Annotated in this window: 26 protein-coding genes and 1 pseudogene; 20 read left to right on the top strand and 7 right to left on the bottom strand. The window is 35.4% G+C overall.

The window, feature by feature from the left end:
- Positions 1-5 precede the first annotated feature (5 nt).
- The 14 genes from ACFELZ_RS00575 (at position 6) to ACFELZ_RS00640 (ending at position 9,558) form a co-directional block, all read left to right on the top strand.
- Positions 6-566 carry a hypothetical protein gene (locus ACFELZ_RS00575; RefSeq protein ID WP_065095397.1) on the top strand — a complete coding sequence of 187 codons (561 nt, stop codon included), beginning with the start codon at positions 6-8 and terminating at the stop codon, positions 564-566.
- A complete protein-coding gene (locus ACFELZ_RS00580) occupies positions 559-1,746 on the top strand; it encodes a phage tail sheath subtilisin-like domain-containing protein (protein WP_375316729.1) in 1,188 nt (395 codons plus the stop codon). The genes ACFELZ_RS00575 and ACFELZ_RS00580 overlap by 8 nt, the downstream gene beginning before the upstream one ends.
- Before the next feature lie 11 nt (positions 1,747-1,757).
- Positions 1,758-2,264: a phage major tail tube protein gene (locus ACFELZ_RS00585; RefSeq protein WP_375316266.1), complete on the top strand. Its 507-nt coding sequence runs from the start codon at positions 1,758-1,760 to the stop codon at positions 2,262-2,264.
- Between the two features lie 122 nt (positions 2,265-2,386).
- Complete coding sequence (locus tag ACFELZ_RS00590) at positions 2,387-2,623, top strand: hypothetical protein (RefSeq protein ID WP_065095399.1); 237 nt, start codon at positions 2,387-2,389, stop codon at positions 2,621-2,623.
- Complete coding sequence (locus tag ACFELZ_RS00595; RefSeq protein ID WP_065095400.1) at positions 2,599-2,889, top strand: type II toxin-antitoxin system RelE family toxin; 291 nt, start codon at positions 2,599-2,601, stop codon at positions 2,887-2,889. The genes ACFELZ_RS00590 and ACFELZ_RS00595 overlap by 25 nt, the downstream gene beginning before the upstream one ends.
- A 144-nt stretch (positions 2,890-3,033) precedes the next feature.
- Positions 3,034-3,291 (top strand): phage tail assembly protein, encoded by a 258-nt coding sequence (locus ACFELZ_RS00600; RefSeq protein WP_254229419.1) that lies wholly within the window; start codon positions 3,034-3,036, stop codon positions 3,289-3,291.
- Positions 3,292-3,391: 100 nt separating this feature from the next.
- On the top strand, positions 3,392-5,701 hold the full coding sequence (locus tag ACFELZ_RS00605) for a phage tail tape measure protein (RefSeq protein WP_375316267.1): 2,310 nt from the start codon (positions 3,392-3,394) through the stop codon (positions 5,699-5,701).
- Between the two features lies 1 nt (position 5,702).
- Positions 5,703-6,050: a phage tail protein gene (locus ACFELZ_RS00610; RefSeq protein WP_341814233.1), complete on the top strand. Its 348-nt coding sequence runs from the start codon at positions 5,703-5,705 to the stop codon at positions 6,048-6,050.
- Positions 6,047-6,256, top strand: a complete 210-nt coding sequence (locus tag ACFELZ_RS00615) for a tail protein X (RefSeq protein ID WP_341814232.1) — start codon at positions 6,047-6,049, stop codon at positions 6,254-6,256. Before ACFELZ_RS00610 ends, ACFELZ_RS00615 begins: the two co-directional genes overlap by 4 nt.
- Positions 6,257-7,201, top strand: a complete 945-nt coding sequence (locus ACFELZ_RS00620) for a phage tail protein (protein ID WP_375316268.1) — start codon at positions 6,257-6,259, stop codon at positions 7,199-7,201. It begins immediately after the preceding gene.
- A 26-nt stretch (positions 7,202-7,227) separates the two neighbouring features.
- Positions 7,228-7,782, top strand: a complete 555-nt coding sequence (locus tag ACFELZ_RS00625) for an ankyrin repeat domain-containing protein (protein WP_375316237.1) — start codon at positions 7,228-7,230, stop codon at positions 7,780-7,782.
- Between the two features lie 2 nt (positions 7,783-7,784).
- Positions 7,785-8,006, top strand: a complete 222-nt coding sequence (locus tag ACFELZ_RS00630; RefSeq protein WP_375316236.1) for a hypothetical protein — start codon at positions 7,785-7,787, stop codon at positions 8,004-8,006.
- Between the two features lie 8 nt (positions 8,007-8,014).
- A complete protein-coding gene (locus ACFELZ_RS00635) occupies positions 8,015-8,944 on the top strand; it encodes a patatin-like phospholipase family protein (RefSeq protein WP_375316235.1) in 930 nt (309 codons plus the stop codon).
- An 11-nt stretch (positions 8,945-8,955) separates the two neighbouring features.
- Complete coding sequence (locus tag ACFELZ_RS00640) at positions 8,956-9,558, top strand: hypothetical protein (RefSeq protein WP_375316269.1); 603 nt, start codon at positions 8,956-8,958, stop codon at positions 9,556-9,558.
- A gap of 116 nt (positions 9,559-9,674) precedes the next feature.
- On the opposite strand, the gene ACFELZ_RS00645 is transcribed toward ACFELZ_RS00640, so the two are convergent.
- Both ACFELZ_RS00645 and ACFELZ_RS00650 read right to left on the bottom strand, forming a co-directional pair.
- The gene (locus tag ACFELZ_RS00645; RefSeq protein ID WP_375315983.1) at positions 9,675-10,106 is read right to left on the bottom strand and encodes a helix-turn-helix domain-containing protein; all 432 of its coding nucleotides are present in this window, start codon (positions 10,104-10,106) and stop codon (positions 9,675-9,677) included.
- Between the two features lie 129 nt (positions 10,107-10,235).
- Entirely contained in the window at positions 10,236-10,568 is a 333-nt protein-coding gene (locus ACFELZ_RS00650; RefSeq protein WP_375315982.1) for a helix-turn-helix domain-containing protein, read from the bottom strand.
- Positions 10,569-10,871: 303 nt separating this feature from the next.
- Between ACFELZ_RS00650 and ACFELZ_RS00655 the strand changes: the two genes are divergently transcribed.
- Positions 10,872-11,807, top strand: a complete 936-nt coding sequence (locus ACFELZ_RS00655; protein ID WP_375316270.1) for an Rpn family recombination-promoting nuclease/putative transposase — start codon at positions 10,872-10,874, stop codon at positions 11,805-11,807.
- Here ACFELZ_RS00655 and ACFELZ_RS00660 read toward each other — a convergent pair.
- The gene (locus tag ACFELZ_RS00660) at positions 11,799-12,191 is read right to left on the bottom strand and encodes a hypothetical protein (RefSeq protein WP_375316271.1); all 393 of its coding nucleotides are present in this window, start codon (positions 12,189-12,191) and stop codon (positions 11,799-11,801) included. The two genes, ACFELZ_RS00655 and ACFELZ_RS00660, sit on opposite strands and share 9 nt — an antisense overlap.
- A gap of 118 nt (positions 12,192-12,309) precedes the next feature.
- Positions 12,310-13,170 (bottom strand): IS982 family transposase, encoded by an 861-nt coding sequence (locus tag ACFELZ_RS00665; protein ID WP_375315868.1) that lies wholly within the window; start codon positions 13,168-13,170, stop codon positions 12,310-12,312.
- A gap of 858 nt (positions 13,171-14,028) precedes the next feature.
- Here ACFELZ_RS00665 and ACFELZ_RS00670 point away from each other — a divergent pair.
- Both ACFELZ_RS00670 and lepA read left to right on the top strand, forming a co-directional pair.
- Positions 14,029-15,423, top strand: a complete 1,395-nt coding sequence (locus tag ACFELZ_RS00670; RefSeq protein WP_375316272.1) for a malonyl-CoA decarboxylase — start codon at positions 14,029-14,031, stop codon at positions 15,421-15,423.
- Positions 15,424-15,498: 75 nt separating this feature from the next.
- Positions 15,499-17,295, top strand: a complete 1,797-nt coding sequence (gene lepA / locus ACFELZ_RS00675) for a translation elongation factor 4 (RefSeq protein ID WP_375316273.1) — start codon at positions 15,499-15,501, stop codon at positions 17,293-17,295.
- Between the two features lie 718 nt (positions 17,296-18,013).
- Here the strand turns inward: lepA and ACFELZ_RS00680 are convergent.
- The 3 genes from ACFELZ_RS00680 to ACFELZ_RS00690 are packed head-to-tail and all read right to left on the bottom strand — an operon-like array spanning position 18,014 to position 18,780.
- Entirely contained in the window at positions 18,014-18,472 is a 459-nt protein-coding gene (locus ACFELZ_RS00680) for a transposase (protein WP_375316627.1), read from the bottom strand.
- Positions 18,415-18,579 (bottom strand): hypothetical protein, encoded by a 165-nt coding sequence (locus ACFELZ_RS00685; protein WP_375315827.1) that lies wholly within the window; start codon positions 18,577-18,579, stop codon positions 18,415-18,417. The genes ACFELZ_RS00680 and ACFELZ_RS00685 overlap by 58 nt, the downstream gene beginning before the upstream one ends.
- Before the next feature lie 3 nt (positions 18,580-18,582).
- On the bottom strand, positions 18,583-18,780 hold the full coding sequence (locus ACFELZ_RS00690) for a transposase (protein ID WP_375315797.1): 198 nt from the start codon (positions 18,778-18,780) through the stop codon (positions 18,583-18,585).
- 204 nt (positions 18,781-18,984) lie between these two features.
- Between ACFELZ_RS00690 and ACFELZ_RS00695 the strand changes: the two genes are divergently transcribed.
- The 3 genes and pseudogenes from ACFELZ_RS00695 to ACFELZ_RS00705 all read left to right on the top strand — a co-directional run.
- On the top strand, positions 18,985-19,983 hold the full coding sequence (locus tag ACFELZ_RS00695) for a pyruvate dehydrogenase complex E1 component subunit beta (RefSeq protein WP_375316274.1): 999 nt from the start codon (positions 18,985-18,987) through the stop codon (positions 19,981-19,983).
- Positions 19,984-20,170: 187 nt separating this feature from the next.
- Positions 20,171-21,031, top strand: coding sequence for an IS982 family transposase (locus ACFELZ_RS00700; RefSeq protein WP_375315786.1), 861 nt, complete (start codon positions 20,171-20,173; stop codon positions 21,029-21,031).
- Positions 21,032-21,121: 90 nt separating this feature from the next.
- Positions 21,122-22,309, top strand: a pseudogene (locus ACFELZ_RS00705) (IS4 family transposase); the annotation flags it as partial.
- Positions 22,310-22,323: the final 14 nt, after the last annotated feature.

Genomic DNA, 22,323 nt, shown 5'->3' on the forward strand with positions numbered 1-22,323 from the left:
AAAGAATGTCTATCTACATTAGATTTGAAAATGATAAACAAGTAGAAACAACAACACTTGAAAGCAAGCCAACTGAAAATGATTGGTATGAAGCACCAGAAGATTTTGATTGGCAAAAAAGCTATTGTTTAACAGAAGGAGGAAAAATTGCTCAGCGTACTAAAGAAGATATACAAAAGGAGTTACTGGATAATGCGAAGCTTTGTGCATTTGATAGTATGCGTTTCTATTATGATAATCATACTCACCAATATGCAGGTCATTCTCACCAAAAAGCTAAATCTTATGAGATTCAAGCGGAAGCCGCAAAAAGCATTCTAGCAGCACCAGAATCTATAGATGAAAAGGATAAAGAAATTATAGAACCTTTAGCAAAAGTCCGTGGTATTACGGTTATTGAAATGGCAAGAATAATTGAGGAAAAAGTGAAAAAAGCAGTAAAAGCAATAATTAAATGTGAAGAGCTTGAAGATTTAGCCAAAAGAAAGATTGAAGAAGCCGAAAGTGAAAATGAGCTACAGACTTTGCTAGATGATTTCAGGAAAAAAATACAAAGAAATGGCTGAAGAATTTTTACATGGCGTAAATGTTATTGAGGTAACCTCAGGAGCAAAGACAGTACGTACAGCTAAATCATCAGTGATAGGTGTAATTGGTACTGCACCTGAAGCAGATGAGCAAAAATTTCCGCTAAATAAACCAGTGTTAGTTGCAGGAAGCTTAAAGGAAGCAGCAAAGCTCGGAAAGAGTGGCAGTTTACCTTCTGCAATAAATGGAATATTTTCCCAGATTGGTGCAACAGTAGTAGTTATTCGAGTTAAAGAAAGTGAAAACAGCGATCCAAAGCTCAAAGAAAGTGAAACTATTCAAAGTATAATCGGTGGAGTTGATAAAGAAACCGGAGAATATCAGGGAATTGAGGCATTTCTCAGCAGTGAAAGCATAGTTCATGTTGCGCCAAGAATATTAATTGCACCTCAGTTTACTCATCAGTTACCTGAAATAGATGGAGTAAATTCAGTAGTGAGTGCTTTAATTTCCATAGCAGAAAAATTAAGAGCAATTATTGTTGCAGATGGACCAAATACTAATGATGAAGAAGCAATAAAATGGAGAAAAAGTGTAGGCAGCTCAAGAGTTTACGTAGTTGACCCATGGATTAAGTTATTTATTGAAGGAAAAGAAAAAATCTTGCCATCGAGTCCATTTGTAGCTGGTTTAATAGCTAAGATAGACAGCGAGCAAGGCTTCTGGCACTCACCTTCAAATAAAGAAATAAACGGTATTATTGGCACAAGCAGGCCTATTGATTTTACCCTTGGCGATAGAAGCTCTCGAGCAAACCACTTAAATGAAAATGAAGTAACAACGATAATTCATCAAAATGGATATAAGCTTTGGGGAAATAGGACATGTTCAAACGATTCGAAATGGGCTTTTCTGTCAGTGAGAAGAACGGCTGATTTAATTAATGATAGTCTACTTCGAGCTCATTTATGGGCAGTTGATCGCAATATCACTAAAACTTATATAGATGATGTGATTGAGAGGGTGAATTCATACCTAGCAAGTTTAAAAGCACAAGGGGCGATTATCAGCGGAAAATGTTATGCAACTCCAGAACTCAATACACCGGCAAACATTGCAAGCGGGAAAGTGTATTTTTACTTTGAATTTACACCGCCATATCCGGCTGAGCAAATAATATTCAGGTCTCATCTTGTAAATAATAGTGTAATAAGTTAGGAGAAAGTAAAGTGTTACCGAAAATACTGAGAAATTTTAACGTATTTGTTGATGGCCGGGGTTATGCAGGAAAAATAGATGAAATAACCTTGCCAAAACTTACCATAAAAACAGATGAATATAGAGCTGGTGGTATGGATATTCCAATAAATATTGACATGGGCATGGAGAAATTAGAAGCAGACTTTACTTTTTCTGAATACGATACAGAGCTCTTTCGGCTATTTGGGTTGATAAATGGAAATTCGGTATCTTTGACGCTCAGAGGTGGAATGCAAGGTAGTGGAAGTAATGATATTGAAGCAGTAATAATCAATTTAAGAGGCATTTTTAAAGAATTTGACTTTGGTAACTGGAAACCTGCTGAAAAAGCAACGCTGAAGTGTACTGTAGCTGCCCATTATTATAAACTTACGATAGGTGGTAATGAGCTGATAGAAATCGATGCTGAAAATATGATGAGAAAGATAAATGGTGTTGATCAGATGGCCTTTCTACAAACGGTTTTAGGGATTTGATATGGTTGATAAAATTAAACAAAAATGCTAAAATATAAAGCATATATTTTGAACGCTTTTTTTATTGAAAAGTTTAGAAAAACATTATAAAATAATCATAGTGGTGGATTTTAGTAAAGTATATGGCAAATCTTGGAACTAATGTAGCTCTTAGCAAAGAAACTTCACAGCATCTTGCTGAACTGGCCAAGCTCACTAAGCAGCCTGCTCAAGAACTGGCAGAAAGGTTAATCAGGGAAGCAATTGAGCTTGAAGAGGAGGACATTTTATTATCTGCAGTTGCTGATGAGTATGATATTGAAGGTGCAAAAAAGACTAAAAGTGAGGACGTAGATTGGGATACACTATTATCTTCCTAGACAGTGCTCTCGAAAGAGATCTCCCAAGTCTTCCGAAAACAGTAAGATCAAGGGTTATAAGTGCAATAAAAGAGCGGCTTACAGTTGATCCTATTAATCTTGGTGAAGTGCTACACCATAGTCTTAAGGGATGCAGAAGACTAAGGGTTGGTGATTACCGTACTATATATCATGTCAACACTGCAAAATATGAAGTAACCATAGTTACAATAGGACATAGAGATACAATTTACGAGAAGGCTAGAAAGATACTGCGTAGACATTAAATATATTTTAACTTTTTTATTGAAAAAATTTAGAAAAATGGACTTCAATAAAGCACAAGCGTAATAGAACCACAATCATAATAAAAAAATTAGTTATGTAAAAGCCAAGCAGACTTTTATTTAATTAACTTTTTAAGGAGAAATATGCAAGCTATAACACTTAATAACCCAATAACAGTTGATGGTATTTCTGTCTCAGAACTTACCATTAGACGTCCAAAAGTTAGAGATTATCTAGCTATTGAGAGACTTAATGGTAGTGATCTGAGTAAGGAAGTAACTTTGACTGCCAATCTAACATCAGTTGCAAAAGAAGCAATTGAAGAGTTGGATATTGCTGATTATGTGAAAGTGCAAGAAGTATTAAAAGATTTTTTTTCACCAATTATCCAAAAGACTTGAGGTCAGAAGTAATCACGCTTAGTTCTATTATTGGTAGTGGAATTGAGCCTTTGCTTGATATGGAAATTAATGAATTTATCCTATGGAATGAAGCAGCGAAATGTCAACGTTATCTATAAAAATCGGAGCAATCTTGGATGGCAGTTTCAGTACTGTAATAAAGGGAAGTAGTAGTCAACTTACTCGTCTTGGTGAGAATATAAGAAAGCTTGACTCATCTTTAAAATCAGTATCAAAGTTTAAGCAGTTGGGTAGTGATGTTTTGACTAGCAGGAGATCATGGAAGGGCTTTGAAGATCAAGTAAAGTCTTTAGCTAAACAAATGAAAGCGATAGAGAAACCGAGCAAAACTTTAAAAGCTGAGTTTGATAAAGCTAAGTTTTCTGCAACAAAAGCAAAAGAGGCATACTTAAGAAAGAGAGATGCCTTGCATTCATTCAATGAAGAAGTAAGGAAAAGTGGAAGAAATATTAAGTCATTAGTAAGTGATCAATATAAACTTGGTTCTTCTATTGAAGTACTAAAAGGTAAGTATGGTAAGCTTGGATCTGCAATACGTAGTCACCAAAATGTTTTAGCAAGTAAAGCACATTTTAAGTTACAAATTATAGAGACTATTGGACTAGGGCTAACGCTTGCAGCTCCAGTTAAAGTTGCGATTGACTTTGAAAGTGCTATGGCTGATGTTACAAAAGTGGTAGATTTTAAAAAAGGAACGGATGAAGCAACTAAATTTGCCAAGAAGTTGAAAGAGATGTCACATACTATACCATTATCAGCGGCAGAACTGGCACAAATAGCTGCAAGCGGTGGTCAACTTGGTATCAAGAAAGAAGATCTTTTTATGTTTACAGAAACAGTGGCAAAAATGTCTACAGCATTTGATATGTCTGCAGAGCAAGCAGGTGATTCTATAGCTAAACTCTCTAACGTTTATGGAATTGATGTTAGTAGAATGGAACATGTTGGTAATGTGATCAACCACTTATCAGATAACACTGCTGCTAAAGCAAGAGATATGGTTGAAGCTCTAGCAATAGTTGGTGGTACTGCAAAGCAGTTTGGTTTGGATATCGAGAAAACAAGTAGTTTAGCAAATGCTTTCATTAGCTTAGGTAAAACACCTGAAAAAGCTGCAACTGCTATAAATGCTCTACTTAGTAAACTTCAGACTGCTGAAGAACAAGGAGGGGATTTTAAAGCAGCATTAGAGCAAATGGGAATAACTGCAGAAGAAATAGTACAAAGAATAAGCGAAAACGGCGAAGAAGCGTTACTCTACTTTTTTCAAACTCTAAAGAAAATGGATAACCAGGAACGTTCTACAGTCCTTATGAAACTTTTCGGTCAGGAATATCAAGATGATATTGCATTATTAGCTGGAAGTTTTAACAAATACGAAGATGCAATAAAGTTACTAGCTGACACAGAAGAGTACAAGAGCTCTCTGCAGAAAGAATTTAAAAATCGTGCAGACACTACAGCCAGTAAATTACGACTTCTTCGAAACGCAATAGCTGAAGTTGGTATGAATCTGGATTCAGTGATGCTGCCTACTTTAAAATCTATAGCTGAATTTTTACAAGAAAAAACTAGGAGCATAGCTTTATTTGCAGAAAAATATCCAACCTTAACTACAGCAATCATGGGAACTATAGCAGCTTTAATAAGTTTGAAAATCTTGGTAGTGGGGTTAGGTTATGGATTTACTTTTTTAGCAAGTGCAGTTCTCGGTTTAAGGACAAAAATAATTGCAACATTTTCATTTTTATCAGCTACAGTTTTTCCTGCAGTAATAACAGGACTAAGAGCAATAACGCTTGCTGTAATGAGTAATCCTATAGGGCTTTTAATTACTGGACTTGTCACAGGTGCAGCACTTGTTATCACCAACTGGCAAAAGGTGAAAGACTTTTTCTCTAGCTTTTGGAAATCACTCATTAACCCTATAGGGAAAGCTTTTTCATGGGTAGGAAATACAGTTAGTAGCATATTTGGAAAAATCTCTGAAAATAGTCCACTGAAAGAATTTGAAAAGAGAAAAACTGTTGTTTCGTTGGTTGATGGAAAAAACAGCAGTATACTCTCTCAAAACAACATTTTTAATAACAGAAATCCTCTATTAAGTAATAGTGCACTCAAAGAAATTTCCCAGAATAGCTCGAATAATGTTAAGATTACACATACTATCACAGAAAAGAAATCTATAGCAGATGAGAAAAATCTAGAAGAGTACATAAAAGGCAAGTATGAAAATAAAACTTTTAACCAAACTCAACATAATTATTTTAACATAAGCATTCAAGCAGCAGCAACTCAGGATGTTCGTAGCCTTGCTGATGAAGTAATAAAAAGGATAAGAGAAAAATCACGTGATGTTCTGTTTGATAACATAGACCCCGTTTATTAAAGTGTTGTCTCTTGGCCCGTATAAATTTGCTCCAACAAGTTTAAAGTATAATAGAGAAAATCGTTGGAGCACGATTGAGTGTATTGAAAATATGCCACTATTGCAAAATATCGGCCAAGGTGTAGAAAATATAGATTTGGAAGGAATGATTTATCTTCATAATCTTAACGGGCTAAACCAATTAAAGAATATGAAAGAAGCTGAAAAACCACATGTTTTAGTAGATAGTTTAGGTAATATTTTAGGACAATTCGTAATTACCAAGTTAGAAGAAAAGCAGATGTATTTTTTACCTAATGGACTACCGAGAAAAGTTGAATTTAGTTTGAGTTTGAAAAGCTATAGATGACTATATATTACTTAACTAAAGAAGGAGAAATGCTAGATCTGATTTGCTGGAAACATTACGGGTTTACGGATGGAGTAGTGGAATTAGTACTAGCAGAGAACTTAGGTTTGGCAGAATACGGAAGCTTTTTGCCTGCTGGATTAAAGATAAAACTTCCTACTATTAAGAAAACAGTACAAAAGTCAAAATTAAAGGTCTGGGAATAAATGCAGCCAGATTTTATAATAGATAAATGTGAATCAATTAAAGATAGAGTTATCTCATTGCGCCTTACAGATGAATCTGGGACAATAGACGATGTAGTTGAAGTGTGTGTTGATTACAGAGATGAAAACATAGATGTTCCGAATGAATTAAGTATCGCTCTAGGTTACAAGGAAACTGGAGTAGTACCTATGGGTATATATACGGTTAATGAAATTACAGTGCAGAGTCCACCTAAAACCTTACTAATAAAGGCTCATGCAACAAATTTAAGACTCTCATTAAAAGAGAAAGTATCTAAAGAATGGCATCAAATTACTTTAGGTAACTTGGTTAAGGAAATAGCAGAAAAACACGGATATGGGTGCAGAGTTGCAGAAGAATTTGCAAGTGTGTTGATTCCACATATTAACCAAATAGAAGAAAGTGATATAAGTCTGTTAACAAAGATCGCAACAGAGCGTGAAGCAATGGCAAAGCTAGCTGGCGGATATATACTTTTTATTCCAAAAGGCAAAGCAAAATCGGCAACTGGAAAAGCTTTAGGAACAACAGCTCTTAGACCTCAAGACACGATAAATTGGAAAGTGCATTTTACCGTAAGCAGGTACAACTCAGTGATTGCAAAATGGCATAGCTATGAAAAAGGTGAAACTATATCAGAAACAGTTGGCTTTGGTAGTCCAAGTTATATTATACAAACGCTTTATTCGAATGCAGAATCAGCACTAAGTGCAGCAAATGCTAAAATTAAACAACTCAAGCGAAATAATGCAGTGTTGGATATCACTATGCCTGGTGATCCAGAACTATTTGCAGAGGCGAAACTTAGCTTGTTAGGGTTTCATCAAGATATAGACGGTGAATGGATAATTGACAGAGCAGAGCATGTGTTAGATAGTTCAGGTTATCGCACTGTATTATCAGCATCTATCAGTAAACGTTAAGGGAAAATCAGTAAAACAAATGTTTAATGTTGAAAAAAGTATTGAATATGAATAGAGACTCAAGAAATAAGCTACACTTTTGGTGGTTTATAGTAACAGTAGTATGTGTTATTATTACCTGTTGCTATATGAAAGCAAAAGCTACAGACAATTATAAAACAATACTGCGGATTGCATCTGAAAATTGTAACTTAGAAATTGTGAAGTTTTCAGTAAAAAATTTATTAGATATAGATAAGCAAATTTCTAAACTTACTACATTACATTATGCTGCAGGAGAAGGATGCTTAGAAGTTGTCAAGTTTTTGATAAACGAAGAAATTAATGTAAATATTATCAACGGGTATGGAAGTACAGCACTTCACAATGCTGCATATCGAGGAGATTTAGAAATCATAAGGCTTTTATTGGAGAAAGGTGCAAATCCTACAATCAGAAATAAAGATGGAAAAAATCCAAGGGATGTAGCTGTATTAAGGTCAAGGCACAATAAAGATAAACCTTACAGGGAAATCATTAAGCTACTTGCAGAAGCAGAGGATCAGAATAAATCCGAAAATAAGCTATTATCGGCAATATAAACATGCAAAATCAAAAAATCCCAATTACGGTAATTATTACCATGTTAATCCAAACCGTAGCAGTAATCTGGTGGTTGGCGAAGCTCGATTTACGGGTGCACATCCATGATAAATTTATAGAAAAAAACCAAGGACTAATAGAAATAGTCTATCGACTTGAAGAGAGAGTGAAAAACCTCACTGAAGAAGTCAATGAACTTGAAGCCATTCACAAACACAACTAAGTTTCACAATGACAAAGTACATCTTATCCGTTGACGGCGGAGGCATAAGAGGCATCATACCGGCCATAATATTAGCAGAAATAGAAAAGAGAGCAAAGAAACCGATTGCTGAAATCTTTGATCTTATGGCAGGAACTTCAACAGGTGGCATCGTTGCAGCAGGGTTATGCAAGAAAGATGAACGAGGAAAACCTCAATACTCTACAAATGACTTGGTCCAGCTTTATCAACAATATGGATCATATATCTTTGAATCATCATTCTGGAGAAGGTCAATCGCTTCTTGGCTAAATGGTGCTCAATACTCATATAAAAACATAGAATTCATTCTCGATAAATACTTCGGCAAAAGTACTATTGCTGATGTTTCAAGTAATCTACTGCTTACCAGTTATGACATTCACAATAATTGCCCATTTTTCTTTAAAAGCTGGAGAGAAGACAGAAACTTTATTAAACTAAAAGACGCGCTCAGAGCTACAACAGCTGCACCAACGTATTTCATACCAAAACATCTAAAAATCAACCAGATAGACAGAGTATTAGTGGATGGCGGGGTATTTGCCAATAATCCAGCTGCTTGTGCATATGCAAGTGGCAAGAGGTTGTTTCCAAATGATGATATTGTACTGGTATCAATAGGTACTGGAAGAACAAATAGAAGTATAAAGTATGCTAATTCAAGGAGATTTGGAAGAATAGGGTGGATAAAACCACTACTACATGTGATGTTTTCTTCAAGTTTAGATGCAATAAACTATCAGCTTGATCAAGTAATAGGTGACAAATATATACGAATACAATCGCAACTGAAAGTAGCATCAGCTGAGATGGATAATATTACATTCAAAAATATTAAATATCTGCAGCAAGAGGCAAATACAATGATAGAGGACAACCAGGAATTAATAGATAAATTCTGCGATATCGTATCTTAATTCACGTAAAAATGCCAAGCAAGATAAAGAACTTATATAAAAAAGCGAAAAAGGGCTTAAAGAATATAGCTTTGCCGAAAAAACATAAAAAAGTTCAAGAAGCTAACGATAAGCCGAAACCGCTAAGCCCTGAAATTGTGATGAAACCTACGCTATGGCAGAAAAAAGTTGAATTAACCTCTAAAGCAGAAAATATCGAAAAAGATAACAAGTGGAAAATAAAAGTATTCAAAACTAAACACGTAGAGAAGGATTCAAAAAGGGGAAAAATGTTCAAAAATGGTCTCAAAAAGCTAAAAGGTAAGCTAAAGAACCTAAATCCGATAAAAGCTAAGAAAAACAAGATCATTGGAAGCAAGAAGTTAGCATTTTTACTCACAGCTGGAACGATTGTAGCAATTTTACCAATGTTCAATTTGACCCCTTTTCCAGCACTTGCAATAACTTCTGCATGTGTTTTCAGTATCAATTTTATCGCAGTCAAGACACTAAAGAAAGCTATCACACAACGCAAAGCAAAATCCAAAACGGTAGCTGAGCCAGAAAAGTTGGAAAATGTTTCAGTTGAGCCAGCAAAAGAAGAATCTAAACGAGTTTCCAAAGATCTCCACTAATATATTTATTAAATAACTTTCTATTTCTATTTAAATATTATCCTTTCAATAAAATGCACTAGCAACACGAATATTTTGCAAAAAAATATGCAGGTTATGAAATTTTTGCTATCAAATTACGCAAATTCCTTAGCAGTCAGGCCTGTTATTTGGGAAATGACATCAATAGAAACACCCATTCTAATTAAATTATTTGCGACTTTAATTCCCTCAATTTTATTAATTTTTTCCTCATAAATTTGTCTCCTTTGGAATAAAAACTCTATCCATATGCCTAGTTCATCTCGTGATTTTTGATTGCTGATTTTTTTAGACTCTCTCGCCCAACTTAATAGCTCTTTTTCTCCTTCACCATCCTTATCTTCATAGCATTCTTCTTCCGTTACCAGATCTTCAACATTCACTGATAATTTTCTTGCTATTTCCCATAACCTCTCACCGAACATGGTGCTTCCTTGTTCATAGTAATGTATCTGTGGACCTCCTATACCAAGCTCCTTCGCTAATTCCTCTTGCGTATACCCTTGTATTATTCTCCACTTTTTCATCTCTTGTCTTTTGCTTCGATGCTTAGAACTTTTTTCTTCTTTATTTTCATATTCATCAGCTGATAAGCCTGTTGCTCGGTAGATTATATCATTAGCAAATCCTGCTTTGACATCACTTTCCTCTTCAGCTCAAATAGATTGGGTCAATGCATAAATTGCCTTGCGTTCTCTTGTTTGTGCCATGAGATTGTATATTGCTTGTTCCTTGGCTTTATCAAAACAACAGTTTTCTCTTAGTACTTTTTGTCTAGAAAATAGACCTCCAGCCTTAATTGATAATGCATCCGCTAGTCTTTTTAAGTCTTCAGTTGGAATACCTTGTACCCCTTGTTCATATTTTAGCAGCGTATAATATTTTATACCTGTTTTGTCTGCTAGATCTCTTACGGTACATTTTCTTCTTAACCTCCAGCTTCTTACCTTTTGTGCTATTTTGTATCTTGCAGGGTTACTCTTTTTCACATACTCTCAGATGCCTGTTAAAAACTAGTATATTAAATGCCTATGCCGTGACAAGCTAAAATGAGAACTTCACACTTAAAATAGGTATGACCACTAAACTCATGAGCTGGGGTTTTTAGGTACTTTACAGAAGGGTTGATAAAAGATATACAAAAGGACGTCTAAAGCAGAGAATGCGATTCTAAGCCCACCTCTGAAGGTCATTTTTTCTCGAAGCTTAAAAAAACAAGATTTCAATATAAAAAAGTTGAATATTTCTTCAGAATTGTGTATAATTATTAATGTTTTTTCACTTTATTTCTTATGGCTCTTTCGAAGTTTCTCGATCCGAAGAATGATGTCGCATTTCGGCGTATCTTTGGTACTGAAAAAAATAAAGGTATCCTTATTCACTTCCTCAATGATATTCTTGGCCTCACTGGTAAAAATGAAATAAAGGATATAGAGTTTTTAAGTACTATTCAAGACCCTGATATCGCCGCTAAAAAGCAAAGTATTGTTGATGTTCTCTGCAGAGATGAAAATGGGGTGCAAGTGATCGTCGAAATGCAGGTCGCTAAAACTAAAGGCTTTGAAAAACGTGCCCAATACTATGCTGCTAAAGCCTACTCAAGACAAGCTGATAAAGGCGATCAATACCATAACCTTAAGGAAATTATCTTCATTGCTATAGCAGATTGTGTACTGTTTCCTAATAAATCTGAGTATAAATCAAAGCATACTATTCGCGATGAAGGTACTAATGAACACGATCTAAAAGATTTTTACTTCATATTTATTGAGTTGCCAAAATTTCCAAAAACCAAAGAGGATCAGCTTTCAAGTATAGTCGAGAAATGGATCTACTTCTTTAAATATGCAGATGAGACTAGTGAAGAAGAGCTGGAAAAAATAATAGGTAGTGATCTAATAATTAAAAAGGCCTATGAAGAGCTAAATAGATTCAACTGGTCAGAAAAAGAATTTATTGCCTATGAACAGGAAATAAAACGTATTCTTGATGAACAGGCTGTCCTCGCTCAAAAACTTGATGATGCTACTCAAAAAGGTAGACTAGAAGGTAGACAAGAAGGCATCCAAATCGGCCAGGAAAAAGGCAGAGAAGAGGGCGAAAAACAGGCTAAAATAGCAGTGGCTAAAAATCTACTTAAAGCTGGCGTATCTGTTGACTTAATAGCTGAATCTACTGGTCTTCCTCAAGATGAAATTGTACAACTCAAGGAAGAAATATCACAGTGATCTTTGTAGTTGGTTGTTCGCTATTGGATCATTTAAATAGGTTTCAGGTTTATTGTCTGTTTTTCCTGGCAACTGGCTTTCTGACCGACTAGCATTAGTAAAAAAAGTAGTAGTAAGATTACTAGCTATAAAATTAACCGCTCCTTTAACCAACTGCTTCAATAAAGATCGTTTCGGCTTGCGTGTCTGTTCTGCTCCCTCAATTTCACGTTTTGAACCTTCAAAAGGAATTACCTTGGTTGCTTGTATCACTTCTTCTACATTCTTGCTATTTTTCAAGTTTTTAAGATATTCTCTAGCTGTCATACTTATTTTTCCTGCACTTAAATAATCTGAGAAGCTTTTACTATCTAAATTCATATCAGCATTAATAAGTAATGGCACACTACCTTCTACATTAATTTTAGTTCCAAAGTCATATAACTGTACTTTGGATAATTCTTGACCATTAATCTTAATAAGACCAAGCTCCTTATCTTGCTCTGCTAACGCGAATTCTGGATTAAGGAAGGAAGAAAGTATAGGGAATAGAAGGCTTTGTGGATTTGATGGAATAGGAAATGAGAGTAGAAAAGATATGAACCAAAAAATTAACAGGGGATCTATGGCGAGTGTGTTCAATTTCTAGTCTATTTTTTAGGTAACCAAAAACAGTCTCAATGATAGACCTTTTTCTCAGTAAAATCTTCTCATTTAACGAAATCAATGTATTTTTCATACCTTTTTTCACCTTGGTAACAAGTTTCAAACCTCGGTCAAACAGCTTCTGAAAAAGCTCTTTTGCAATATAACCTTTGTCACCAAACAAAAGACCGATTAATTTTTCCGTCAGATTTGGCACAGGTATCCTATCATCAACATTGCCTTTTGTTAGCGTAAGTGCATGAATTTCAACATTTTCATTGATTACCATATGTAATTTGAAACCAAAAAACCAGCCGTAAGTGCTCTTGCTTAATTTTGCAATTCCAGCAAAAACTTTGTTTTTGGATATTCTTTTTGCATGACAAACTGCAATGGGAGTTGTGTCTATATATGAAATTCCAGTGTTTTCTGACTGTCCACAAAGCCAATGCAACAACATTGCTAAATGCCACAAAACCCTAGGCTTTAGAGCAACAAACCTGGTATATGAAGGTAACTTTGGAAACTCTGATTTGTAGAGCAACGTTAGGTAATGTAGATAGAAAGTTTTACACGGAGATTGTTGATATAGCAGGATTATTGTCATGATTTCGGAGTGCTCAATTTCCGTTGTTCTTGTGGGGTTTTTACCATTTGGCAGTAGTTTATCTGCAAAATTTTTCTCTATATCTCTGCAAAAATCATCGACCAAACAAAACAGTTTTGTTATATCTTCCATGGGTAACCTCATCTATTTTTTTATCACTGCTGAGTTTACCCTGTTTTCTTGCCTTTTCTATTCTCCTTTAATCCAGAATTCACGTTCATACTGCCGCAGACCGTCATACCGCCGCGGCGCTAACAAGTAGCGGGATGACGATTGTCAAGGTGTCATCCGAGTAGCTTGACTACTTGGATCCAGAAAACTTAACTTTAAATAAGTGGCTGCATAATAAAGACTAGATTCCAGCGTCACGCGCTGGAATGACACCATTTTCGGTCTCTTAAATTGCTTTAGCTACAAACATTAAGAAATTTACCAAACGAAAAAAAAGGCAAAAGAAGCCCCGTGGTGCTTTGACTCTATATTACTGTAAGTGGCGCTGTAATAATGTGCTAACGCTTAAAATAAGCGCGATTTAGCTGAATGTAGAAAAAATAAAAAAGACATGCAGCCGCTATAATTTTATGTAATCCGCCAAAAAATACCCTAAGTTTTTTACTGAATTTTGTCATTGAGCCTGCAGGTCAAAAACAAGTTTTGAGTCATAAATACCCTTACTGTCATAATAAGGGGGCTGGAGGAGTTTGTCAAGGAAGTTTTTTGTTTCTACTGAATGACAGTTGTGGCTTGGGAGGTAGTGCAAGAAGTCTATTGTATTACTGAATTATTAATAATTCATTAATAGTGCCTGCTATGTAGCTAAAATTTTCCTTTAACTTAAGCTATATGTAGCTAAAATAACTTGGGTTTACCGACGATTTGACAAACGACAAATTCGTCATCACGCTGCTTGTTAGCGGGATCTAGAGATACCGCGGCAGTATGACGTAGGGAAACCTGACTTGCATTAGCCATGTATAATAAAGGAAATCTATGACAAAAGAATCATTGGTAAAAACTGATATAGTGAAAGTTGAAGACAAAAAAGCGGTAAGAAGCTTTTTTAAAATACTAGGTGAAGTGGCAGATGCTGTAAGATCGTGGATTGGTAACATCGGTCCTGATTTAAGCAACAGTCGCGATATCGATAGTTTAGTCTTGAAGATGAACGAGTGCTTAAATCCAAAGGGAGGGGAGGTTTCAGCACGTAAGAATGCTGTATCTCTTGGTAATTTGTACTTAAGCTTATCAGAGAAAGGTAGAATAAAATTTCTGCAAACCCTGGCAGAAAAATTTAGTCTACATAAAGAAGAAATAGATGAGAAAATAAAAGAGTACAAGGAAAATCAAGATCCCGAGTTAAACTATAAATTTGAACAGGATTTAATAAAAATTCTTGAATCACCGCGTTCTAAAATATTGAAGCAATTTATTTCTCTACCAGAAGGCCTCAAGTTTATTGTTGATATGCGTTCTGATGTGCTTAAGCTAAAGAACCAATATAGAAGTTTGAATCCACTAGAGAATGAATTAAAAAATATACTCTATACTTGGGTTGATGTTGATCTACTCGATCTTCGTCAAATCACCTGGGATTCACCTGCATCATTGCTAGAAAAACTTATAAAATATGAAGCTGTGCATAAAATTTCCTCTTGGGATGACTTAAAAAACAGACTAGATTCTGATCGTCTCTGTTTTGCTTTCTTTCATTACAAAATACCAAACGAACCTCTAATTTTTGTAGAGGTTGCATTGGTGAATAAGATTGCAGATAGCATTCAACATCTTTTAGATGAATCAGCACCTTCAAGTGATCCAAGTAGTGCAAGCACTGCTATATTCTACTCAATATCAAATACTCAAGCAGGGTTATCTGGAATCAGCCTTGGTAATTTTTTGATCAAAAGGGTTGTAGAAAAGCTATCGCAAGAGTTTAAAAGTATAAAAACATACGCAACTCTTTCTCCAATACCTGGCTTTACGAAATGGCTAAAAAACAATCTAAACCAAGATGTCACTTTATTGGGTAAACTAAATATAAAACAATCTAGTGCAGAAATTTTAGAAAGTGCAGAGCAATTAAAAATTAACGTTGAATGTGAAAAACAGTGCTTGCTTAAACTATGTGCATATTACTTGCTCAAGGTTAAGAGCGATAATGGAAGTGCCTATGATCCAGTGGCGCATTTTCATTTAAGCAATGGTGCATCAATAAAACAATTGAACTGGATGGCGGATACTTCTGAAAAGGGCATTAGTCAGTCAGTTGGGATGATGGTAAATTATCTGTATGAGTTGCCTAAAATAGATAATAATCATGAAAACTATATGGTTAATAAAGTGATTTCCTGCTCGAAAAAAGTGTCGTCTATGTTGAAGGAGTAAATAGTCTCTTAATAAATAATTGCCCTCACAACACTTAAAATGTAAAATGGTTCTACTTAAATAAAATAGCCATAAATGAACAACATAAGAAATTTTGCAATAATAGCGCATATAGACCACGGTAAGTCAACGCTTGCTGACCGTTTAATAGAGAAATGTAACGGCCTTGAAGCAAGAGAAATGACCAATCAAGTGCTTGATTCGATGGATATAGAACGCGAACGTGGGATTACAATTAAAGCACAGACGGTAAGGCTCAACTATACTGCAAATGATGGTAATCAATATTGCTTAAATCTCATGGACACTCCAGGTCATGTTGACTTTTCGTATGAAGTAAGTCGAAGTTTAGCAGCGTGTGAAGGCTCACTTTTAGTGGTAGATAGCAGTCAAGGTGTTGAAGCTCAGACTCTTGCAAATGTATACAAGGCAATTGACAACAATCATGAAATAATAGTTGTACTCAATAAAGTTGATCTCCCTGCTGCAGATCCAGAAAAGGTAAAACTCCAGGTTGAGGAAGTAATTGGCATTGACGCAAGTGAGTCAGTTTTAATATCAGCCAAGACTGGTCTTGGAATAAGGGATGTATTAGAAGCTATAGTGACAAAACTTCCAGCTCCTCAAGGTGATGTGAATGCTCCACTACAGGCAATTTTAGTTGATAGTTGGTATGACACTTATTTGGGAGTAGTAATTTTAGTACGAATTAAAAATGGAGTGCTAAAAAAGGGCATGAAGATTGTTATGATGTCTAATAACTCTACATACCAAGTGGACAATATCGGTATTTTTACTCCTAAAAAAGTAATGACAGGTGAACTCTCAGCAGGTGAAGTTGGTTTTATCACTGCTTCAATTAAGGAAGTTGCAGACTGTAGAGTGGGAGACACTATTACTGAAGAGAAAAGACCGTGCAGCGAGGCGTTTCCTGGTTTTAAAGAAGTGCACCCTGTGGTATTTTGTAGTATTTTTCCTAATAAAACGGACGACTTTAAATATTTAAGAGAAGCACTGGAAAAATTACATTTGAATGATGCAAGTTTTACTTTTGAAGCAGAAACTTCAAATGCGCTAGGCTATGGATTTCGTTGTGGTTTTTTGGGAATGTTGCATCTTGAAGTTATTCAAGAAAGGCTCGAGAGAGAATTTGATTTAGATCTAACAGCAACTGCACCGAGTGTTATATATAAGGTTACAACGCAAGGTGGTGAAGTTCTTAGCATTCATAATCCTAGTGACATGCCAGATCCAACAAAGATTGAAATGGTAAAAGAGCCGTGGATTACTGCAACCATAATGGTCCCTGACCAATATTTAGGTGAGATTCTATCATTATGTGAAGAGAGGAGGGGAGAACAGGAAGATTTATCTTACATTGGTAACACAACAACAGCATTGTTAAGATATAAGTTACCACTGTCTGAAGTTGTTTTTGACTTTTATGATCGATTAAAATCAATTTCCAAGGGGTATGCAAGTTTGGATTGGGAAATTTCCAGCTATCTGGTAAGCCAAATAGATAAATTAAGCTTTTTAATTAATGGAGAGCCCGTAGATGCACTGGCTTGTATCGCTCACAAAAGCAGAGCAGAAAAAAGGGGGCGTGAAATATGCGCACGCTTGAAGGATCTAATACCACGTCAGCAATATAAAATCGCGATTCAAGCGGCAGTGGGCGGGAAAATTATTGCCAGAGAAACGATTAATCCATATAGAAAAGATGTAACAGCTAAACTCTATGGTGGAGATGTAACGCGAAGAATGAAACTACTTGAAAAGCAAAAGAAGGGTAAAAAAAGGTTGCATTCTATAGGGAACGTAAATATTCCACAGAATGCTTTTATTCAAGCTTTGAAGATAAGTGATTGATCTTAAAAGACTTCTTGTATAGTTTTTGGCAACAACCGTTAGAAACGAAAAAACTTACTTGACAAGCTTCGCCAGCCCCCTTATCATAACATTAAGGGTATTTCTAACTCAAAACTTGTTTTTGATCTGCGCAGGTTCAATGACAAAATTCAGTAAAAAACTTAGGGTATTTTTTGGCGGATTACATAAAATTATAGCGGCTGCATGTCTTTTAAATTTTTTCTACATTCAGCCAAATCGCGCTTATTTTAAGCGTTAGCACATTATTACAGCCCCACTTACAGTAATATAGAGTCAAAACCAGCATCACGGGGCTTCTTTTGCCTTTTTTTTCGTTTGGTAAATTTCTTAATGTTTGTAGCTAAAGCAATTTAAGAGACCGAAAATGGTGTCATTCCAGCGCGTGACGCTGGAATCTAGTCTTTATTATGCAGCCACTTATTTAAAGTTAAGTTTCCTGGATCCAAGTAGTCAAGCTACTCGGATGACATCTTTTTTCTTGGTACAATTACTCTTATATCTCAATGTTCGTACAGTTATGTGTCAGCTACTTTCATGACATCGTTGTAACGTTGTACCATATTACAATGTTCGTGCAGTTGTGTGTCAACTACTTTTGTGGCACTGTTTGTTATTCAATCTTTATGCTAGCTTTACTAAAAATTATAGTATTTTAGGTATAATTGCAATATCTAAATTTAAGAGCCTGTCTTCAAACTCAAGAATGAGCTAATTTGTGAAGCATAATAGTGATCATATTAAAGAAGATGTTATTTTTTGAAGTGAGAGGAGAATGCTCATAATCCTTACTCATACGTCTAAAATTGGAGAGCCAAGCAAAGGTTCTCTCAACAATCCAACGTTTGGGAATAACCTGAAATCCTGTATCAACTATTTTCTTGGTAATCGTCAATAAACATCCAGTTTCCAATAAGCAGAGGTTTTGCAATTTACCTGTGTATCCTTGATCAGCAAAAAACTTATGTAATGTTGGAGCTTTGCATTTGGCTTGAACAAAAAGATTTAGTGCACCATCAAGATCCTGAATGCTTGCACTTTGTACTTCAGCAGCAATTACAAGACCTACAGTATCTACAACGATGTGGCGCTTTCTACCCTTTACTTTTTTGCCAGCATCATATCCTCTGGATCCCCTTTTTGAGTAGTTTTTACTGATTGGCTATCTATTATTCCCACTGATGGAGTTTCATTCTTACCAATTATCTCTCTTACTTTTTTAACTAGAAAATCATGAATCTCTTGCCATATTCCACTTTTTTTCAATCGCTAATTACAACTATACACTGTTTTCCATGGTGGAAAATCTTTAGGCAGTTGTCTCCATTGACATCCTGTCCTCATCACATAGCGAATTGCGTTAATAATTGTTCTAATACTATGTTTTCTTGGTCTGCCGGTCTTTTTAGGTTCAAAATATAGCTCTATTATCTTCCATTCTTTGTCACTTATATCGCTTGGGTACATTTAAAATATATCTTATAACATACTTCTTAACTCCTTTCTACTTAGTTTGAAGACAGGCTCTGAGAAGTTATTATCTTCTCTTGCTTTCAACCAAGTAATACTTATTCATATCATCCTGGTAAGGTCAGTTTGTAAAACTTAATTTGTACGCTTCCTAGTAATTCTGATATAGTTACTTTAGTTAAAGTCTATAAAAGTTTATAAATGGAAACCTTAAGTGTAAGAGAAGCTTTATGCACAGCGATCAGAGAAGAAATGCAAAACGACCCTGACGTGTTGATCATCGGTGAAGAAGTTGCAGAGTATGATGGTGCCTATAAAGTAACAAAAGGATTACTGAAAGAGTTTGGAGAAAATAGAGTGGTTGATACGCCTATTACCGAACATGGATTTGCTGGCCTTGCTGTTGGAGCAGCATTCGCTGGATTAAAGCCAATTGTCGAATTTATGACTTTTAATTTTTCTATGCAGGCTATCGACCAAATCGTGAATTCTGCAGCAAAAACAAATTATATATCAGGTGGACAACTTGGATGCCCCATAGTATTTCGTGGGCCAAATGGTGCTGCAGCAAGAGTTGCTGCACAACACTCTCAATGCTTTGCATCTTGGTATTCGCATATACCGGGATTAAAAGTGATAGCACCTTACTTTGCCTCCGATTGCAGAGGTCTGCTTAAAGCTGCAATTCGTGACCTGAGTCCGGTAATATTTCTAGAAAACGAAATAGCTTACGGACATGAACATGAAGTTTCTGACTCTGAGCTGTCAAATAAAGATTATCTACTTGAGATAGGCAAGGCTGCTGTTATACGGGAAGGAAAGGATGTAACTATCACTGCTTTCTCACTGAAATTAATGGATGCTTTAAACGCAGCAGATTTACTTTCAGGTGAAGGTATAGAAGCTGAAGTTATTGACCTCAGAACCTTAAGACCACTTGACACTCAAACTGTTATTAACTCTATTCAGAAGACTAATAGGTTAGTTAGTGTAGAAGAAGGATGGCCATTTGCAGGAATAGGAGCAGAGCTGTCAGCCGTTGTTATGGAACAAGGATTTGACTACCTTGATGCTCCAGTTATGCGCGTAACTGGCAAGGACATCCCCTTACCTTACGCTGCAAACCTAGAAAAAAAAGCATTACCGCAAGTGGAAGATATAGTTGAAGCCGTGCATCAGGTCTGCTTTAGAAAAAAATAACCCTATTGGTTCTTTTTTGTGTCTCCTGTTCCACATTGGTCCATCAAGGAAGTATTTCCAGTGCTGCCTATACCACCCATTACTTTTGTCACAATAGTTTTAACGTGAATTCTGGATTAAAGGAGAATAGAAAAGGCAAGAAAACAGGGTAAACTCAGCAGTGATAAAAAAATAGATGAGGTTACCCATGGAAGATATAACAAAACTGTTTTGTTTGGTCGATGATTTTTGCAGAGATATAGAGAAAAATTTTGCAGATAAACTACTGCCAAATGGTAAAAACCCCACAAGAACAACGGAAATTGAGCACTCCGAAATCATGACAATAATCCTGCTATATCAACAATCTCCGTGTAAAACTTTCTATCTACATTACCTAACGTTGCTCTACAAATCAGAGTTTCCAAAGTTACCTTCATATACCAGGTTTGTTGCTCTAAAGCCTAGGGTTTTGTGGCATTTAGCAATGTTGTTGCATTGGCTTTGTGGACAGTCAGAAAACACTGGAATTTCATATATAGACACAACTCCCATTGCAGTTTGTCATGCAAAAAGAATATCCAAAAACAAAGTTTTTGCTGGAATTGCAAAATTAAGCAAGAGCACTTACGGCTGGTTTTTTGGTTTCAAATTACATATGGTAATCAATGAAAATGTTGAAATTCATGCACTTACGCTAACAAAAGGCAATGTTGATGATAGGATACCTGTGCCAAATCTGACGGAAAAATTAATCGGTCTTTTGTTTGGTGACAAAGGTTATATTGCAAAAGAGCTTTTTCAGAAGCTGTTTGACCGAGGTTTGAAACTTGTTACCAAGGTGAAAAAAGGTATGAAAAATACATTGATTTCGTTAAATGAGAAGATTTTACTGAGAAAAAGGTCTATCATTGAGACTGTTTTTGGTTACCTAAAAAATAGACTAGAAATTGAACACACTCGCCATAGATCCCCTGTTAATTTTTTGGTTCATATCTTTTCTACTCTCATTTCCTATTCCATCAAATCCACAAAGCCTTCTATTTCCTATACTTTCTTCCTTCCTTAATCCAGAATTCGCGTTAAAAGGAGAAAAAGCTGCTATCTTACTAATTCAACTTTCTATTATAAATAGATCTATGGTCTAAAAATGGAATATATGATGAAAAGAACTATAAATACCTCAACTGGCGAATGGGCAGAAAGTGAATTTGGAATTGTTAATTTTGGTGATATAAGATTAAGTAAAAGGCTTCTAAAAATAGTTAATAGTTTTGCTGAATCGCCTGAGTGTTCAATAAATCAAGCTTGTGAAGATTGGCATCAAAGTAAAGCAGCTTATAGATTTTTCCAAAAAGATGCCATTTCTGAAAGAAAGATATTAGACAGTCATATAATTAAAAATATTGAAAGAGCTAAAGAATACTCAACTATCTTAGCTATCCAGGACACGAGTTATATTTCATATAAAAATCATAAAAAGACCGAAGGATTAGGGATTATAGCAGCAAGATTAACATCTAAAACAACTAATTTTAAAACCCATGGATTAGTGATGCATACAACGTTTGCAGTTACAACAGAAGGACTACCTATAGGATTATTGGATCAAAAAATTAGTACTAGACCTCCCTTAGCTGAAGACCTAAAGGAGTTGAAAAGAAGAAGCCATAATACTGCTCTTCCCATAGAAGAGAAAGAAAGCATACGGTGGATAGCATCACTTAAAGACTCTACTAAACATCCTGGATTAAAGGATGTTAAGGTAGTTACCGTTTGTGATAGAGAAGCAGATATTTATGATTTATTTGAAGTTGCTTCCACTAATCAATCTCTTTTTGTAGTAAGAGGAAATCAAAACAGAACAGTAAACAAGAAGTCGACTTATTCTGAAAAAGGTGGTGAAAGATTGTGGGATTTGATGAATCGCATGTCTTGCCAAGGAGAAATACAAGTGAGTATTCCTGCTTGCGATAACAAACCTCAAAGAACAACAGTTTTAGAAGTAAAGTTTAGTAACTTTGTGATGAATGCATCAAAAAACAACGCTAGACGTAAAACGCAAAAACTTCCTAATTTAAATTTAAATGCTGTCTATGTTATAGAAAAATATCCCCCATTTGGCGAAGAGCCCATGAACTGGATTTTGTTAACAAATATAAATATTAATAATTTTGAAGAAGCAGTAGAAAAAATACAATGGTATTGCTTAAGATGGAGAATAGAGGTTTTTCATAAAATTTTGAAATCCGGTCTTAAAGTTGAAGAATGTAGGCTCCAAACAGCAGATAGATTGATCCGCTTTCTTACAATTATGAGTATAATTGCATGGAGAATATTTTTTATCAGAGCCTGTCTTCA

The organism is Wolbachia endosymbiont (group A) of Colletes cunicularius, assembly GCF_964264715.1.
In the GTDB taxonomy this organism is placed as follows: Bacteria; Pseudomonadota; Alphaproteobacteria; order Rickettsiales; family Anaplasmataceae; genus Wolbachia.

What these genes read in the sequence shown, in the direction of transcription:
- ACFELZ_RS00575 (WP_065095397.1), top strand. Translation starts at nt 6, where the DNA reads ATGTCTATCTACATTAGATTTGAAAATGATAAACAAGTAGAAACAACA.
- ACFELZ_RS00580 (WP_375316729.1), top strand. Translation starts at nt 559, where the DNA reads ATGGCTGAAGAATTTTTACATGGCGTAAATGTTATTGAGGTAACCTCA.
- ACFELZ_RS00590 (WP_065095399.1), top strand. Translation starts at nt 2,387, where the DNA reads ATGGCAAATCTTGGAACTAATGTAGCTCTTAGCAAAGAAACTTCACAG.
- ACFELZ_RS00600 (WP_254229419.1), top strand. Translation starts at nt 3,034, where the DNA reads ATGCAAGCTATAACACTTAATAACCCAATAACAGTTGATGGTATTTCT.
- ACFELZ_RS00605 (WP_375316267.1), top strand. Translation starts at nt 3,392, where the DNA reads ATGTCAACGTTATCTATAAAAATCGGAGCAATCTTGGATGGCAGTTTC.
- ACFELZ_RS00615 (WP_341814232.1), top strand. Translation starts at nt 6,047, where the DNA reads ATGACTATATATTACTTAACTAAAGAAGGAGAAATGCTAGATCTGATT.
- ACFELZ_RS00620 (WP_375316268.1), top strand. Translation starts at nt 6,257, where the DNA reads ATGCAGCCAGATTTTATAATAGATAAATGTGAATCAATTAAAGATAGA.
- ACFELZ_RS00625 (WP_375316237.1), top strand. Translation starts at nt 7,228, where the DNA reads ATGTTGAAAAAAGTATTGAATATGAATAGAGACTCAAGAAATAAGCTA.
- ACFELZ_RS00630 (WP_375316236.1), top strand. Translation starts at nt 7,785, where the DNA reads ATGCAAAATCAAAAAATCCCAATTACGGTAATTATTACCATGTTAATC.
- ACFELZ_RS00635 (WP_375316235.1), top strand. Translation starts at nt 8,015, where the DNA reads ATGACAAAGTACATCTTATCCGTTGACGGCGGAGGCATAAGAGGCATC.
- ACFELZ_RS00640 (WP_375316269.1), top strand. Translation starts at nt 8,956, where the DNA reads ATGCCAAGCAAGATAAAGAACTTATATAAAAAAGCGAAAAAGGGCTTA.
- ACFELZ_RS00645 (WP_375315983.1), bottom strand. Translation starts at nt 10,106, where the DNA reads ATGAAAAAGTGGAGAATAATACAAGGGTATACGCAAGAGGAATTAGCG.
- ACFELZ_RS00655 (WP_375316270.1), top strand. Translation starts at nt 10,872, where the DNA reads ATGGCTCTTTCGAAGTTTCTCGATCCGAAGAATGATGTCGCATTTCGG.
- ACFELZ_RS00665 (WP_375315868.1), bottom strand. Translation starts at nt 13,170, where the DNA reads ATGGAAGATATAACAAAACTGTTTTGTTTGGTCGATGATTTTTGCAGA.
- ACFELZ_RS00670 (WP_375316272.1), top strand. Translation starts at nt 14,029, where the DNA reads ATGACAAAAGAATCATTGGTAAAAACTGATATAGTGAAAGTTGAAGAC.
- lepA (WP_375316273.1), top strand. Translation starts at nt 15,499, where the DNA reads ATGAACAACATAAGAAATTTTGCAATAATAGCGCATATAGACCACGGT.
- ACFELZ_RS00690 (WP_375315797.1), bottom strand. Translation starts at nt 18,780, where the DNA reads ATGTACCCAAGCGATATAAGTGACAAAGAATGGAAGATAATAGAGCTA.
- ACFELZ_RS00695 (WP_375316274.1), top strand. Translation starts at nt 18,985, where the DNA reads ATGGAAACCTTAAGTGTAAGAGAAGCTTTATGCACAGCGATCAGAGAA.
- ACFELZ_RS00700 (WP_375315786.1), top strand. Translation starts at nt 20,171, where the DNA reads ATGGAAGATATAACAAAACTGTTTTGTTTGGTCGATGATTTTTGCAGA.